This window comes from Variovorax guangxiensis, assembly GCF_003952165.1.
GTDB classification, from domain to species: Bacteria; Pseudomonadota; Gammaproteobacteria; order Burkholderiales; family Burkholderiaceae_C; genus Variovorax; species Variovorax guangxiensis.
Window position 1 is genome coordinate 171,385 of the sequence record NZ_RXFT01000010.1, and the last position, 14,201, is coordinate 185,585.

A 14,201-nucleotide genomic window follows, 5' to 3' on the forward strand; every position below is an offset into this window, starting at 1 on the left:
AATCGCACTCCCGCAAACCGAGCCGGAGAAGAACTTCATGGCCCAGTACACAGCGGAAGTCCTCTGGCTGCGTGGCGAGCAGGACTTCCTCGCGAACACCTACAGCAGGCGGCACTCGCTGCGCTTCGATGGCGGTGCCGAAGTGGCCGCGTCTTCCTCGCCGCACGTGGTGCCGCTGCCGATGTCGGATGCATCGGCGGTCGATCCGGAGGAGATGTTCGTGGCCTCGCTGTCGAACTGCCACATGCTGTGGTTCCTCACGATGGCGGTGAAGCGCAGGTTCGTGGTCGACCGGTATTTCGATGCGGCCGTCGGCGTGATGGAGAAGAACGCCGAGGGCAAGATGGCGATGACGGTGGTCACGCTGCGGCCCGAGGTGATCTTCTCGGGCGAGAACTTGCCCACGCGCGAGCAGATCGGGCAGATGCATCACCGGGCGCACGAGGAATGCTTCATCGCCAACTCGGTGAAGACCGAGGTGCGCTGCGAGCCGGTGTTCTGACCCGGCCGCGCGGGGTCAGCCGACGAGCGAACGGCTCTTCATCTCGAGCCGGGTAACGAGGCGCTGCAGCGCGCTTTCCACGCCCGGCGGCAGCGCCAGGAAGCGGAAGCCCAGCTGGTAGCGCGGCGTGCCGTTGGGCTGCAGGCCGGGGCGCAGCGACACCAGTTCCAGGTCGAGCGTGAGGCGCCCGAGCGTACCCAGCGACAGTTCGCAGTCCCTGAGGAAAGTGCCTACCGGCAAGGCGGCCACGCGCTCGTCGCGGGTGCGCAGGCCTACGCCGCCCAGCGACAAGTCCTGCACCTCGAAGGAGAACGGCTCGCCCTGGGGCAGGGTGCCGCAGCAGGTGTACGAATCGGCGATCGGCGCGTCCACGCGGAAGTACTCGCGCCGCTGCAGGTAGAAGAGCACTTCCGGAAAGTCGGCCTCGAACGCCGGCATGCCCTCGTAGCGGATCTCGCGCGGCGAGGCGATTGAGAACTCGATGCGCACGCCGTCCTGCTGGGCCTCGAAGTGGCAGCGCGGCGCCGCCAGCAGGCCCTGGTTCTGCTCGGGCGAGGCGCCCCAGTCGAAGATGAAGACGCGGGCGCGGGTGTCCACGTCGAGCAGCTGCGTCACCAGATGGCCGCCCGCGTATTGCACGGTGAGGTTGTCGCGGCGGCCGGCGAGGTTGCGCAGGTGGACGCCGATCTCCGCCGGCGTGCGGCGGCCGAATCCGCTGGTGTGCTCGGCTGCATTCGACTGTTCTGTATCCATGAGCTTGTGTGTCTGTTTTCCGGCGCGCGCATGGGCGGGCTGGCTCCCGGGGCCGGATGCCGGGTGGAGGGGGCGGGACGGGTTTCCGGCAGGCAGCCGAAGTGATTAACGGCATTTGCCGGCCGGAATTTAGGGCTGCGCGGCGATCTGCAGGCAGATCGCCGCCCGATCGGCCCCCCTGCAGCGGCAATCCCCGCGGTCAGCGGCGCTGCAGCCTCGGGTTCTTGGCGAACAGCTCGGCGGCCCAGTCCACGAAGGCGCGCACCTTCGCGCTCAGGTGGCGGTTGGGCGGGTACACCACGTGGATCGGCAGCGGGTCGCGCTGCCAGTCGGGCAGGATCTGCACCAGCTCGCCGCTTTCCAGCAGCGGCTCGGCCATGAAGGTGATGCACTGCGAAATGCCGAAGCCGCCGAGCACCGCCGTGATGTGCGCGTTGCTCTCGTTCACGGCCACGCGGTAGGGGCCGTTCAGCTCGATCACCTCGTCGCCCTTCTTGAACTCGTGCGGATAGACGCGCCGCGTGGTGCCCGAGAAGTAGCTGACCACGTGATGGCGCTTCTCGATGTCGTTCGGGTGCTGCGGGATGCCGTAGCGCTTTACATAGGCCGGCGACGCCACGGTGACGAAATCCAGCGTGCCGATGCGCCGGGCCACCAGCGACTGGTCGCTGAGTTCGCCCGCGCGGATCACGCAGTCGACGTTGTCGCTGATGAGGTCGACGGTGCGGTCGCTCACGCCCAGGTCGACCTGGATGTCGGGGTAGCGGTCGCAGAAGGTGGCCAGCGCGGGCAGGATGATCAGCCTCGCCACCGATGTGCCGACGTCGATGCGCAGCCGCCCCGTGGGGTTGGCCTGCGCATTCGTCATGCTGGCTTCCATGTCGTCGAAGTCGTTGAGCAGGCGCGCGGCCCGCTCGAAGTAGGCCGCGCCGTCGGGCGTGACGGTGACGCGGCGCGTGGTGCGGTTGAGCAGCTTCACGCGCAGGCGCGATTCGAGCGCCTGAATCTGCTTGGTGACCGTGCCCTTGGGGAGGGCCAGCGAGTCCGCTGCCCGGGTGAAGGTGCCGGCTTCCACGACGCGGACGAAGATCCGCATGGCCTGGATTTGATCCATCGAATGCCTGTTCTGGGTACCCGGCCCACACCGGGGGAGGCGGATTCTCACACAAGGAGACAATTCCCTCCTGTGGCACCGCCTGTTGCCTTGAGCTGTGCTGATTGTTGTCCGTTTGGAAACAGAGTGGGGTCGGCCGACCCTGTTTATGGACAGATCGGCCGACTTATATTTCAACCATCGCCCAAATCCCCGAGGTCGCCCATGTCACCCGTTCCATCGTCCCGTTCTGCCGAAGCTGCCGCCCGCGCTGCGGCACAAGGCGTGGAAGCCGATCTGTCGATCGAGCTTCCCGGCCGCGAACCGGTCGGTGCCCGCGTGTACGGCCAGCGCGCCAAGGGCGATGTAGCGCCGCTGGTGCTGCATTTCCACGGCGGCACCTTCGTCTGCGGCGGCCTGGACAACGGCCGCAACGTGGCGCGGCTGCTGGCCGGGGCGGGCGCGGTGGTTGTTTCGCTGGCCTACCCGCTGGCGCCCCAGTCTCCGTTCCCGGAGCCCATCGAAGTGGGCTATGCGGCCCTCGAATGGCTCTACAAGCAGCGCACCAAGCTCGGCGGCAAGGGCTCCCAGGTCTATCTGGCCGGCGAGGAAGCCGGCGGCAACCTGGCGGCGGCCGTGGCGCTGATCGCCCGCGACCGGGCCCATCCGCCGCTCGCGGGCCAGATCCTGCTGTCGCCCATGCTCGACCCCTGCGCCGGCACCGCCTCGCTGCGCAACGCCACCAACGACGCGGCCGAATGCCGCTGGGCCAGCGGCTGGGAGAAGTACCTGAGCTGCCCCTCGAACGCCATGCACCCCTACGCGGTGCCCAGCGGTTCGCTGCGGCTGTCGGCACTGGCGCCCGCGCTGGTGCTGGTGGGCGCCGACGACGCGATGCACGACGAGGCAATGACCTTCGCAAACCGCCTGCGCGCGGCCGGCATCGAGGTCACGAGCAGCGTGCTGCCCAGCGCGGCCAACTGGCCCAAGGCGCTGTACGACACCGAGAACACGGGCTGCGTAGCCTGTGAAGCGGCGGTGCAACAGCACTTCCGTGAGTTCTTCAGCGCGACGACGCCGCCGCCCGCGACGGCCAACCACCCCAGCTAGTTCCCGCCGGTCACCGGCTGCCTGATCGACACGCTGCCAGCGCGGCCGCGTGCCGGGGCCCCTTTTTCCCTGAAATCCCGCCTCCTGGTGCCAAAAGCGCCGGGGTGGCTTGTTGCATCCCAAAAGTCATCGAGAAGGACTGAACATCATGTCGAACAATGAGAAAAAGCTGTCTTCCGCCGCCCGCAAGGGCCTCTGGCCTGCCGTGACCGGCCTCACCGCGCTGCTGGCCGTGGCCGCGGCGGTGGTGGGCATGTACAGCTTCAAGGCCGAAGCCAACAACGCACCGGCGGCGCCGCAGGCCACGCCGGTGTCGGTCGCCACGGTGGCGGCGAGCGAGATCAACGCCTGGGACGAGTTCTCGGGCCGGCTCGAAGCCGTGCAGCGCGTCGACGTGCGCTCCCGCGTCGCGGGCGCCGTGCAGGCGGTGCACTTCCGCGAAGGCGCGCTGGTGAAGCAGGGCGACCTGCTGGTCACCATCGACCCCGCGCCGTATGCGGCCGAGGTCGAGCGTGCCGAGGCGCAGGTGGCTTCCGCGCAGGCCCGCCAGTCCTTCAGCCGCAGCGAGCAGGAGCGCGCCAAGCGCCTGTGGGACGACAAGGCCATCGCCCAGCGCGAGTACGACGAGCGTGTGAACGCCGGCCGCGAAGCCGAAGCCAACCTGCGCGCGGCCCAGGCCTCGCTGCAGTCGGCGCGCCTGAACCTGGGCTATACCCAGGTGCGTGCGCCGGTGTCGGGCCGCATCGGCCGCATCGAGGTGACGGTGGGCAACCTGGTGGCGGCCGGTCCGGGCGCTCCGGTGCTGACCACGCTGGTGTCGGTGAGCCCGATCTACGCGAGCTTCGATGCCGACGAACAGGTCATCACCCGTGCGCTGAAGGAGCTGCCCAGCGGCTCCAGCGCCCGCGGCCAGATCGAGAGCATTCCGGTGCAGATGGGTACCGCCGGCATGGACGGCACGCCTTTCACCGGCAAGCTGCAGCTGATCGACAACCAGGTCGACGCCCGTAGCGGCACCGTGCGCGTGCGTGCCTCGTTCGACAACAAGGACGGCGCGCTCATTCCCGGCCAGTTCGCCCGCATCCGCATGGGCCAGGCCCGCAACGACACCGCGCTGCTGGTGAGCGAACGCGCCATCGGCACCGACCAGAACAAGAAGTTCGTGATGGTCGTGGGTGACGACAGCAAGGCCGTCTACCGCGAAGTGACGCTCGGGGCCTCCATCAACGGCCTGCGTGTCGTGAGCAAGGGCCTGAAGGCGGGCGACCGCGTGATCGTCAACGGCCTGCAGCACATCCGCCCGGGTGCGGTGGTGGCGCCGCAGCAGGTGACGATGGACGCGAAGGCGGACCCCAAGCAACAACAACCGGAACGCGTGGCAGAGGCCGCCAAATCTTGAACCACCCCCAGGCTTGCTCACTTCGTGTAGCCGCCACCCCCCTCACGGGGGCAACACCAGCGGCCCGGCAAAGCCGGTTCCGCGGTGTTCCTGAAATGGGAGCCACTTGGATGCTGCGTGCTTGCACGCGGCGTGGACCGCGCACGACGCGGTGGAGTAAACGAACATGAATCTCTCAAAATTCTTCATCGACCGGCCGATCTTTGCCGGCGTGCTGTCGCTGTTGATGCTGATAGCGGGCCTGATCGCGTTGCGCGGTCTGCCGATCTCGGAGTACCCGGAAGTCGCGCCGCCCTCGGTGGTGGTGCGTGCCCAGTACCCCGGGGCCAACCCGAAGGTGATCGCTGAAACAGTGGCCACCCCGCTCGAAGAGCAGATCAACGGCGTCGAAGGCATGCTCTACATGGGCAGCCAGGCGACCACCGACGGCGTGCTGACGCTCACCGTCACCTTCCGCCTCGGCACCGATCCCGACAAGGCACAGCAGCTGGTGCAGAACCGCGTCTCGCAAGCCGAGCCGCGTCTGCCCGAGGAAGTGCGCCGTCTCGGCATCACGACCGTCAAGAGCGCGCCTGACCTGACGATGGTGGTCCACCTCGTCTCGCCGAACAACCGCTACGACATCAACTACCTGCGCAACTACGCGGTGCTGAACGTGAAGGACCCGCTGGCGCGCATCGAAGGCGTGGGCCAGGTCCAGATCTTCGGCGGCGGCGACTACTCCATGCGCGTATGGCTCGACCCGCAGAAGGTCGCGCAGCGCGGCCTGTCGGCTTCCGACGTGGTGGCCGCCATCCGCGGCCAGAACGTGCAGGCCGCGGCCGGCGTGGTCGGCGCTTCGCCGGGCCTGTCGGGCGTGGACATGCAGCTGTCGATCAACGCGCAGGGCCGCCTGCAGAGCGAGGAAGAGTTCGGCGACATCATCGTCAAGAGCGGCACCGACGGCGCCGTCACGCGTCTTCGCGACATCGGCCGCCTCGAGATGGGCGCCGCCGACTACTCGCTGCGCTCGCTGCTGAACAACGACCCGGCCGTCGGCATGGGCGTGTTCCAGGCGCCGGGCTCCAACGCGCTCGACATCTCTGCCAACGTCCGCAAGACGATGGAAGAGCTCAACAAGAACATGCCCGAGGGCCTGGAATACCGCATCGCCTACGACCCGACGCAGTTCGTGCGCGCGTCCATCGAGTCGGTGATCCACACGCTGCTCGAAGCCATCATGCTGGTGGTGCTGGTCGTGATCCTGTTCCTGCAGACCTGGCGCGCCTCCATCATCCCGCTGCTGGCCGTGCCGGTGTCGGTGATCGGTACCTTCGCGGTGCTGCACATCCTCGGTTTCTCGATCAACGCGCTGAGCCTGTTCGGGCTGGTGCTGGCCATCGGTATCGTGGTGGACGACGCCATCGTCGTGGTGGAGAACGTCGAGCGGAACATCGAAGCCGGCCTGACGCCGCGTGAGGCCACGTACCGCGCCATGCGGGAAGTGTCGGGCCCGATCATCGCGATCGCGCTGGTGCTGGTGGCCGTGTTCGTGCCGCTGGCCTTCATCAGCGGGCTCACGGGCCAGTTCTACCGCCAGTTCGCGGTGACCATCGCGATCTCGACGGTGATCTCGGCCATCAACTCGCTGACGCTGTCGCCCGCGCTCGCCGCCTTGCTGCTGCGCGGCCACGACGAGCCCAAGGACGCGCTGACGCGCGGCATGGACCGCGTCTTCGGCTGGCTGTTCCGCGGCTTCAACCGCTTCTTCCATCGCGGCTCCGAGGCCTACAGCGGCGGCGTCAAGCGCGTGATTTCGCGCAAGGCGCTGATGCTGGGGATCTACGTCGCGCTCATCGCGGTGACCTTCGGCCTGTTCAAGGCGGTGCCCGGCGGCTTCGTGCCGGCGCAGGACAAGCAGTACCTGATCGGTTTTGCGCAACTGCCCGACGGCGCGACGCTGGACCGCACCGACGAGGTGATCCAGCGCATGGGCGAGATCATGAAGAAGAACCCGAACGTGGAAGACGCCATCGCCTTCCCGGGCCTGTCGATCAACGGCTTCACCAACAGCTCCAACTCGGGCATCGTGTTCGCCACGCTCAAGCCCTTCGACCAGCGCAAGCGCCCCGACCAGAGCGGCGGCGCGGTGGCGGGCCAGCTCAACGGCGCGTTCTCGAGCATCCAGGACGCTTTCATCGTGATGTTCCCGCCGCCGCCGGTGGCGGGCCTGGGCACCACGGGCGGCTTCAAGCTGCAGCTGGAAGACCGCGGCTCGGTGGGCTACGACCAGATGGACGCGGCGGTGAAGGCCTTCATGGCCAAGGCACAGCAGGCGCCCGAGCTGGCCGGCATGTTCACCAGCTGGCAGGTCAACGTGCCGCAGCTGTATGCCGACATCGACCGCACCAAGGCCCGCCAGCTCGGCGTGCCGGTGACGGACATCTTCGACACCATGCAGATCTACCTCGGCAGCCTGTATGCGAACGACTTCAACAAGTTCGGCCGCACGTACTCCGTGCGCGTCCAGGCCGATGCGCCTTACCGCGCCCGTGCCGAGGACGTCGGCCTGCTGAAGGTGCGCTCGACCTCGGGCGAGATGGTGCCGCTGTCGGCCCTGATGAAGGTGAACTCGACCTTCGGGCCTGAGCGCGCCATGCGCTACAACGGCTACCTTGCCGCCGACATCAACGGCGGCCCGGCGCCGGGTTACTCCTCGGGCCAGGCGCAGGACGCGATCGTGAAGATCGCCGCCGAGACGCTGCCCAAGGGCGTGAGCTTCGAGTGGACCGAGCTGACCTACCAGGAGATCCTGGCCGGCAACTCCGCCTTCCTGGTGTTCCCGCTGGCGATCCTGCTGGTGTTCCTGGTGCTGGCCGCGCAGTACGAGAGCCTGACGCTGCCGATCGCGATCATCCTGATCGTGCCGATGGGCATCCTGGCCGCGATGACCGGCGTGTGGATCTCGGGGGGCGACAACAACGTCTTCACGCAGATCGGGCTCATAGTGCTTGTGGGGCTGAGTGCGAAGAACGCGATCCTGATCGTGGAGTTCGCACGGGAGCTCGAATTCGCAGGCCGCACGCCCGTGCAGGCGGCCATCGAAGCCAGCCGGCTGCGCCTGCGCCCGATTCTCATGACCTCGCTGGCCTTCGTGATGGGCGTGCTGCCCCTCGTGCTGTCGACCGGCGCGGGCTCGGAGATGCGCAAGGCGATGGGCGTGGCGGTGTTCGCCGGGATGATCGGCGTGACGGCCTTCGGCCTGTTCCTGACGCCGGTGTTCTACGTGCTGATGCGCCGCCTCGCGGGCAACCGGCCGCTGAAGCTGCATGGCGAAGTGCCGCATGGCGAGGACTTCGTGTCGGCCGGCCATCCCGCGGCGCCTGCATCGCACGGCGGCTCGGGCGGCGGCGGTCTGAACCCGATGCCTGCGTCGCCGCGCCCCTCGCACGGCTCGCATGACTGATCGATCGAGACGAAGAAAGCTGATCATGAAATTCTCAGTACAACCCTTGGTGAAGCCCCTGCGGACTGCCTTGCTGCCGCTGATGGCCGCCCTGGTGCTGGCCGGCTGTGCCACCGTGCCCTCGGGCCTGCCCGAGATCCAGACCACCGCCCAGTTCAAGGAGCAGGGCAAGGAGCAGCAGCAACAAGGCGCCACGCCGCCCGCCGGCTTCACGCGCGCAGTGCCCGCCGAGGCACAGCCGCGTGGCGCCTGGTGGCTGGCGTTCAACGACCCGGTGCTCAATTCGCTGGTCGAGAAGGCCGACGTGAACAACGGCAACATCCAGGCCGCCGCCGCGCGGCTGGCCGAGGCCCGTGCGCTGGCGCGCAGCGCCAATGCCGACCGCCTGCCGCAGATCGGCCTGAGCGCCGGCGCCAACCGCGGCGCGGGCCTGGACAAGGCCACCGCCAGCACGCGCCCGGCCACGATGACCAACATCGGCGCCACCTTCTCGTACGAGGTCGACCTGTTCGGCCGCCTCTCGGGCGCGAGCAACGCGGCCAAGCTGGATGCAGCCGGCCGCGAGGCGCTGCTGCAGAGCACGCGCCTGGCGGTGCAGGCCGAGGTGGCGCAGACCTATCTGCAGCTTCGCGCACTCGATGCGGAGCGCGCGCTGGTGCGCGAGCAGGTCGAGGCCTACCGCGACACGCTGCGCCTGTCGCAGCGCCGCGAGCAGGCCGGCGACATTGCCGAGCTCGACGTGGCGCGGGTGCAGACCGAGGTGTCGTCCACCGAGTCGGACGCGCTCGCGCTCGACCGCCAGCGCGCCCAGGTGGAACATGCGCTCGCGGTGCTGGTGGGCGATTCGGCCTCCAGCTTCGGCCTGAGCGGCGCCGACTGGTCGACCACGCTGCCGAGCATTCCGCCGGGCGTGCCGGCCACGGTGCTCACGCGCCGTCCCGACGTGTCGGCCGCGCAGAGCGCCGTGCTCGCGGCGCAGGCCCGCGTCGGCGTGGCGCAGGCCGCGTGGTTCCCCGACATCTCGCTGACCGGCGCCGCCGGCTATGCCTCGCCCGAGATCGGCGACCTCTTCAAGTGGTCGGCCCGCTCGTGGGGCGTGGGTGCGCTGCTGTCGCTGCCGATCTTCGACGGCGGCCGCCGCGAGGCCGGCGTGCAGGGCGCCAACGCCCAGCTCGACGGCGCACTAGCCAGCTACCGCACGCAGGTGCTGGTGGCCTTCCAGGAGGTGGAAGACCAGCTGGCCGCCATCCGCACGCTGCAGGAGCAGTCGGTGGTGCAGGCGCAGGCCGTCACCTCGGCGGCCCGTGCGACGAGCCTGTCGGACACGCGCTACCGCAACGGCTACATCAGCCAGCTCGATCTGCTGGACGCCCGCCGCAGCGAGTTGCGCAACCGCCGCCAGGCGCTGCAGGTGAAGTCGGCCCAGTACCAGGCGGCCGTGGGTCTGATCCGCGCCATCGGCGGAGGCTGGGACGTGCCGGCGCCCGTGGCTGCGGCCGGCACCGCGCAGACCACGGTGGCCGCGCGCTGAATCGCTCGGGAAAGAAATTGACAGCCTGAACGCCGCAAGGCGGTCTTGCGCCGTCGGGGGCTCAGCCGGTTTCGCCGGCGGGGCTTTCGGCGGCGCTTATTTTTTGCAGCTCCAGCACGCCCATGGCCAGGGCGTTCGAATAGCTGGCCTGCGGCCGGACGGCCCTGCGGCAGACCCGGTAGTCCAGGGTTTCGGAGGCTTCGTCGGCGTGGTGGGCCTCGAGCAGGGTCCAGAAGAACTGGCCCGGCTCGGGTTCCTCGACGGTCAGCGCCAAATCGTTCAAGGCTGGCATGGTTCCCTGGGGTGTGTTGTTGTGACAGTGTGCGACGCCAGGGGGTACGCGGGAAAGCGCCACCTGGATTCGCCGCCCGCATTTGCTGCGTCCAGATGTGAAAGATGTCGCACTCCGGCGGAGCGGCCGCGGCGCTCAACGACAATCCGCCGATGAGTTCAAAGGCGAATAGCGGGCCGGCGCGCTGCGTCATGGTCCTGGGCACCACCAGCGGCGCCGGCAAGAGCTGGCTGGCCACCGCGCTGTGCCGCTGGTATGCCCGCCGGGGCCTGAAGGTGGCGCCCTTCAAGGCGCAGAACATGAGCAACAACGCCCGCGTGGTCGATGGCGGCGAGATCGGCAGCGCCCAGTATTTCCAGGCCCTGGCCGCGAATGCGGTGCCCGACGTTCGCATGAACCCGCTGCTGCTCAAGCCCGAGCGCGACACCCACAGCCAGGTGGTGCTGATGGGGCAGGTGAGCGAGGCGCTCTCGGCCTTGCCCTGGCGCGGGCGCAGCGAGCGCGTCTGGCCGCAGATCGCGCAGGCGCTCGACGAGCTGCGCGCCGGGAACGACGTGGTCGTGATCGAAGGCGCCGGTTCGCCGGCCGAGATCAACCTGATGGCCAGCGACATCGTCAACATGCGCATCGCCCGCCACGCCCAGGCGCGCTGCCTGCTGGCGACCGACATCGACCGCGGCGGCGCCTTCGCCCACCTCTACGGCACCTGGGCGCTGCTGCCCGAGGCCGACCGGGCGCTGCTGCGCGGCTTCGTGCTCAACAAGTTCCGGGGGGATGCCTCGCTGCTCGCGCCGGCGCCCCAGCAGTTGCAGGAGCTGACCGGCGTGCCCACGGTGGCGACGCTGCCGATGTGGTGGCAGCACGGCCTGCCCGAGGAAGACGGCGTGTTCGACGACCGCAGCCGCTCCAGCGGCACCGTCACGCGCACGGTGGCGGTCGTCGCCTATCCGCGCATCAGCAACCTCGATGAATTCCAGGCGCTGAAGAACTTGCCCGGCGTGCGGCTGGTCTGGGCGCGCACGCCGGCCGACGTGGCCGCCGCCGACTGGATCGTGCTGCCCGGCTCCAAGAACACCAGCGGCGACCTGGCCTGGCTGCGCGCGCAGGGGCTGGACCGTGCCGTGGCCGCGCATGCCGAACGCGGCGGCGCAGTGCTGGGCATCTGCGGCGGCCTGCAGATGCTGGGCGAGGCGCTGGTCGATCCGCATGGCATCGACGGCAATGCGCCGGGGCTCGGCCTGCTGCCGCTGGTGACGGTGTTCGAGCGCGAGAAGACGGTGCGGCATCGCACGGCCGGCTTCGGCGAGCTGACCGGCGCCTGGAGCGCGCTGTCGGGCGTGCCGGTTGGCGGCTACGAGATCCATCACGGCCAGACCGCCGAGCACCCGCAACTCGCGCACGACGGCAGGGCTGTGATGCCCGAGGGGCTGGCCTGGCAGAACGCGCGGGGCAACGTGCTCGGCATCTATCTTCACGGCCTGTTCGAGGACCCGGGCGCGCTGCACGCGCTCTTCGGCGCCTCGGCGCCCACGCTGGAATCCACCTTCGACGGCCTGGCCGATTTCATCGACACCCACTTCGACGCCGGCGTGCTCGCCGGACTGATTGCATGACCGAATTCGTTCCCACGATCCCCGACATTTCCGACGCCGCGCTCGCCGCACGCCTGCAGGCCGCGCTCGACAACAAGACCAAGCCGCTTGGCGCGCTCGGCCGGCTGGAGGCGCTGGCGCTGCGCATCGGCAGCATCCTCGGCACCGACAAGCCCGTGCTGGAGGCGCCGCAGATGCTGGTCTGCGCCGCCGACCACGGGCTGGCGGCGCGCGGCGTCTCGGCCTACCCGAGCGAGGTGACCTGGCAGATGGTCGAGAACTTCCTGGCCGGCGGCGCCGCCGTGAGCGTGCTCGCGCGCCAGCACGGCCTGGCGTTGACGGTGGTGGACTGCGGCGTGCGCCGCGACTTCCAGGCGCGCCCGGGTCTGGTGTCTCGCCGCGTCGCCCCCGGCACGGCCGACGCTTCGGTGGCGCCGGCGATGAGCGCCGAACAATGCGCGCAGGCGATTGCCAACGGCCGCGAGGTGGTGCGCGCGCTGCCGGGCAACGCGCTGCTGCTCGGCGAGATGGGCATCGGCAACAGCTCGTCGGCCGCGCTGCTGCTGTCGCGCCTGGGCGGGCTGGACATCGAAGCCTGCATCGGCATCGGCACTGGCCTCGACGCGGCCGGCCTGGCGCGCAAGCGCGAGGTGCTGCGGCAAGTGCTCGCGCTGCACGCCGGCGCGACGGCACCGCTGGAAGCGCTCGCGGCACTCGGCGGCTTCGAGCTGGCGACACTGGCGGGCGCGGTACTCCAGGCGGCCAGCGAACGGCGGGTGATCGTGGTCGACGGCTACATCGCCAGCGCCGCGGTGCTGGTGGCGCAGGCGCTGCAGCCGCACGTGGTGCAGCGCTGCGTGGCCGCGCACCGCTCGGCCGAGCCGGGGCATGCGCTGCTGCTGGAGCGGCTGGGGCTCGATCCGCTGCTGCAACTCGACCTGCGCCTGGGCGAGGGCTCGGGCGGCGCGCTGGCATGGCCGCTGCTCGAATCCGCCTGCCGCATCCTGCGCGAGATGGCGAGCTTCGAATCGGCCGGCGTGTCTCGAAAGGAAGCATGACCGCCGCGCCGGGCCGCCCCAAGCAAGCTCGCACCGCAGTGCGAAGCACGAAGGTATTCCTGTGAGCGGCATCCGCCATTTCCTGCTCGCGCTGCAGTTTTTCACCCGGGTGCCGGTGACGGGCTCGCTGGCCGAGTGGGTTGGCTTCAGCCCGCAGATGCTGCGCGCGAGTGCTGCTCATCTGCCCGGCATCGGCTGGCTGGTGGGCGGGGTGGCGGCGGCGGTGTTCGCGGGCGTGGCCTGGGGCTTGCAGGGTACGGCGGGAGCGTTGGCCGCTGCGGTGATCAGCACGGTCGCCACGGTGATGCTCACCGGGGCTTTCCATGAAGACGGGCTGGCCGACGTGGCCGACGGCCTGGGCGGCTCGGCGAATCGCGAGCGGGCGCTGGAGATCATGAAGGACTCGCGCATCGGCGCCTTCGGGGCCGTGGCGCTGGTGCTGGCGCTCGGGCTCAAGTTCGCGCTGCTCGCCGCGCTGGCGGGGCGGGGGCTGCAGGCGGCGGCGATCGCCATCGTCGGCGCGCATGTGCTGTCGCGGCTGATGCCGCTGTTCCTGATCCGCTGGCTGCCCTATGTGGGCGACAGCGGCGCGAGCAAGGCCAAGCCGCTGGCGGATGCGATCAGCCCGGGCGCGCTGCTCATCGCCATCGTCTGGACGGTGCCTGCCGTGGTGTTGCTTCTGCAGGCACACGATGCGGTTCATGTCGCGGCGGCGGTGCTCGCGGCCACGCTCGCGGCGGGCTGGATGGCGCGGCTCTTCGTGCGGCGGCTGCAGGGCTTCACGGGCGACGGGCTGGGCGCGACGCAACAGGTCTGCGAACTCGCCATCTACCTCGCGCTGGCCTGGAAGGCATGAGCACGCTCTGGCTCCAGCGCCATGCGCCGGTCGTGGCCCAACCCGGCCTCTGCTACGGGGCGACGGACCTCGAAGCCCATGCCGACGCCACGCTGGCTGCCGCCGGCCGCATCGCGCCCGTGCTGCCGGCGGGCGTGACGCTGTGCAGCTCTCCGCTGAGGCGCTGCGTCGCGCTGGCCGAAGCCATCGCCGCGCTGCGGCCGGACCTGTCGGTCCGGCGCGACGTGCGGCTGGCCGAGATGGATTTCGGCGCGTGGGAAGGCCGGCCCTGGGCCGACATCCCGCGCGAGGACTTCGACGCCTGGACGGCCGACTTCGCCGATCTGCGCGCCGGCACCCGCGGCGAGAGCGTGCGCGCCTTCATGTCGCGCATCGCCGAGGCGCACGACGAATGGCTGGCTCGGCCGCGTGACACGCTCTGGGTCACTCATGCGGGCGTGCTGCGCGCCGTGACCCTGCTGCAACGCGGCATCCGCTGCCCGGTGGTGGCGGGCGACTGGCCGTCAGGCGAGATGCCCTTCGGCAATTGGCTGGTTTTCGATAAAAAACCCTGACCGGACAGCGGCCGCG

General features: G+C 69.6%; 12 protein-coding genes. 9 read left to right on the plus strand and 3 right to left on the minus strand.

The window, feature by feature from the left end; all coding sequences use genetic code 11:
- Positions 1-37: 37 nt before the first annotated feature.
- Entirely contained in the window at positions 38-502 is a 465-nt protein-coding gene (locus EJP67_RS22690; protein WP_126023967.1) for an OsmC family protein, read from the plus strand.
- A 15-nt stretch (positions 503-517) separates the two neighbouring features.
- On the opposite strand, the gene EJP67_RS22695 is transcribed toward EJP67_RS22690, so the two are convergent.
- Both EJP67_RS22695 and EJP67_RS22700 read right to left on the minus strand, forming a co-directional pair.
- Positions 518-1,255 carry a flagellar brake protein gene (locus EJP67_RS22695; protein WP_126023968.1) on the minus strand — a complete coding sequence of 246 codons (738 nt, stop codon included), beginning with the start codon at positions 1,253-1,255 and terminating at the stop codon, positions 518-520.
- 199 nt (positions 1,256-1,454) lie between these two features.
- Positions 1,455-2,369 (minus strand): LysR family transcriptional regulator, encoded by a 915-nt coding sequence (locus EJP67_RS22700; protein WP_126023969.1) that lies wholly within the window; start codon positions 2,367-2,369, stop codon positions 1,455-1,457.
- 204 nt (positions 2,370-2,573) lie between these two features.
- On the opposite strand from EJP67_RS22700, the gene EJP67_RS22705 reads away from it, so the two are divergent.
- The 4 genes from EJP67_RS22705 (at position 2,574) to EJP67_RS22720 (ending at position 9,833) form a co-directional block, all read left to right on the plus strand.
- Entirely contained in the window at positions 2,574-3,458 is an 885-nt protein-coding gene (locus tag EJP67_RS22705) for an alpha/beta hydrolase (protein WP_126023970.1), read from the plus strand.
- A 148-nt stretch (positions 3,459-3,606) separates the two neighbouring features.
- On the plus strand, positions 3,607-4,857 hold the full coding sequence (locus EJP67_RS22710) for an efflux RND transporter periplasmic adaptor subunit (RefSeq protein WP_126023971.1): 1,251 nt from the start codon (positions 3,607-3,609) through the stop codon (positions 4,855-4,857).
- Between the two features lie 166 nt (positions 4,858-5,023).
- On the plus strand, positions 5,024-8,302 hold the full coding sequence (locus EJP67_RS22715) for an efflux RND transporter permease subunit (RefSeq protein WP_126023972.1): 3,279 nt from the start codon (positions 5,024-5,026) through the stop codon (positions 8,300-8,302).
- Positions 8,303-8,327: 25 nt separating this feature from the next.
- Complete coding sequence (locus EJP67_RS22720; RefSeq protein ID WP_126023973.1) at positions 8,328-9,833, plus strand: efflux transporter outer membrane subunit; 1,506 nt, start codon at positions 8,328-8,330, stop codon at positions 9,831-9,833.
- Positions 9,834-9,894: 61 nt separating this feature from the next.
- Here the strand turns inward: EJP67_RS22720 and EJP67_RS22725 are convergent, their stop codons facing one another.
- Positions 9,895-10,125 (minus strand): hypothetical protein, encoded by a 231-nt coding sequence (locus EJP67_RS22725; RefSeq protein ID WP_126023974.1) that lies wholly within the window; start codon positions 10,123-10,125, stop codon positions 9,895-9,897.
- Between the two features lie 152 nt (positions 10,126-10,277).
- On the opposite strand from EJP67_RS22725, the gene EJP67_RS22730 reads away from it, so the two are divergent.
- The 4 genes from EJP67_RS22730 to EJP67_RS22745 all read left to right on the plus strand — a co-directional run bounded on the left by EJP67_RS22730 (position 10,278) and on the right by EJP67_RS22745 (position 14,185).
- Entirely contained in the window at positions 10,278-11,738 is a 1,461-nt protein-coding gene (locus tag EJP67_RS22730; protein WP_126023975.1) for a cobyric acid synthase, read from the plus strand.
- Positions 11,735-12,775 carry a nicotinate-nucleotide--dimethylbenzimidazole phosphoribosyltransferase gene (cobT, locus tag EJP67_RS22735; RefSeq protein WP_126023976.1) on the plus strand — a complete coding sequence of 347 codons (1,041 nt, stop codon included), beginning with the start codon at positions 11,735-11,737 and terminating at the stop codon, positions 12,773-12,775. Before EJP67_RS22730 ends, cobT begins: the two co-directional genes overlap by 4 nt.
- Positions 12,776-12,836: 61 nt before the next feature.
- Positions 12,837-13,631, plus strand: coding sequence for an adenosylcobinamide-GDP ribazoletransferase (locus EJP67_RS22740; protein WP_126023977.1), 795 nt, complete (start codon positions 12,837-12,839; stop codon positions 13,629-13,631).
- Entirely contained in the window at positions 13,628-14,185 is a 558-nt protein-coding gene (locus EJP67_RS22745; RefSeq protein ID WP_126023978.1) for a histidine phosphatase family protein, read from the plus strand. The genes EJP67_RS22740 and EJP67_RS22745 overlap by 4 nt, the downstream gene beginning before the upstream one ends.
- Positions 14,186-14,201 lie beyond the last annotated feature (16 nt).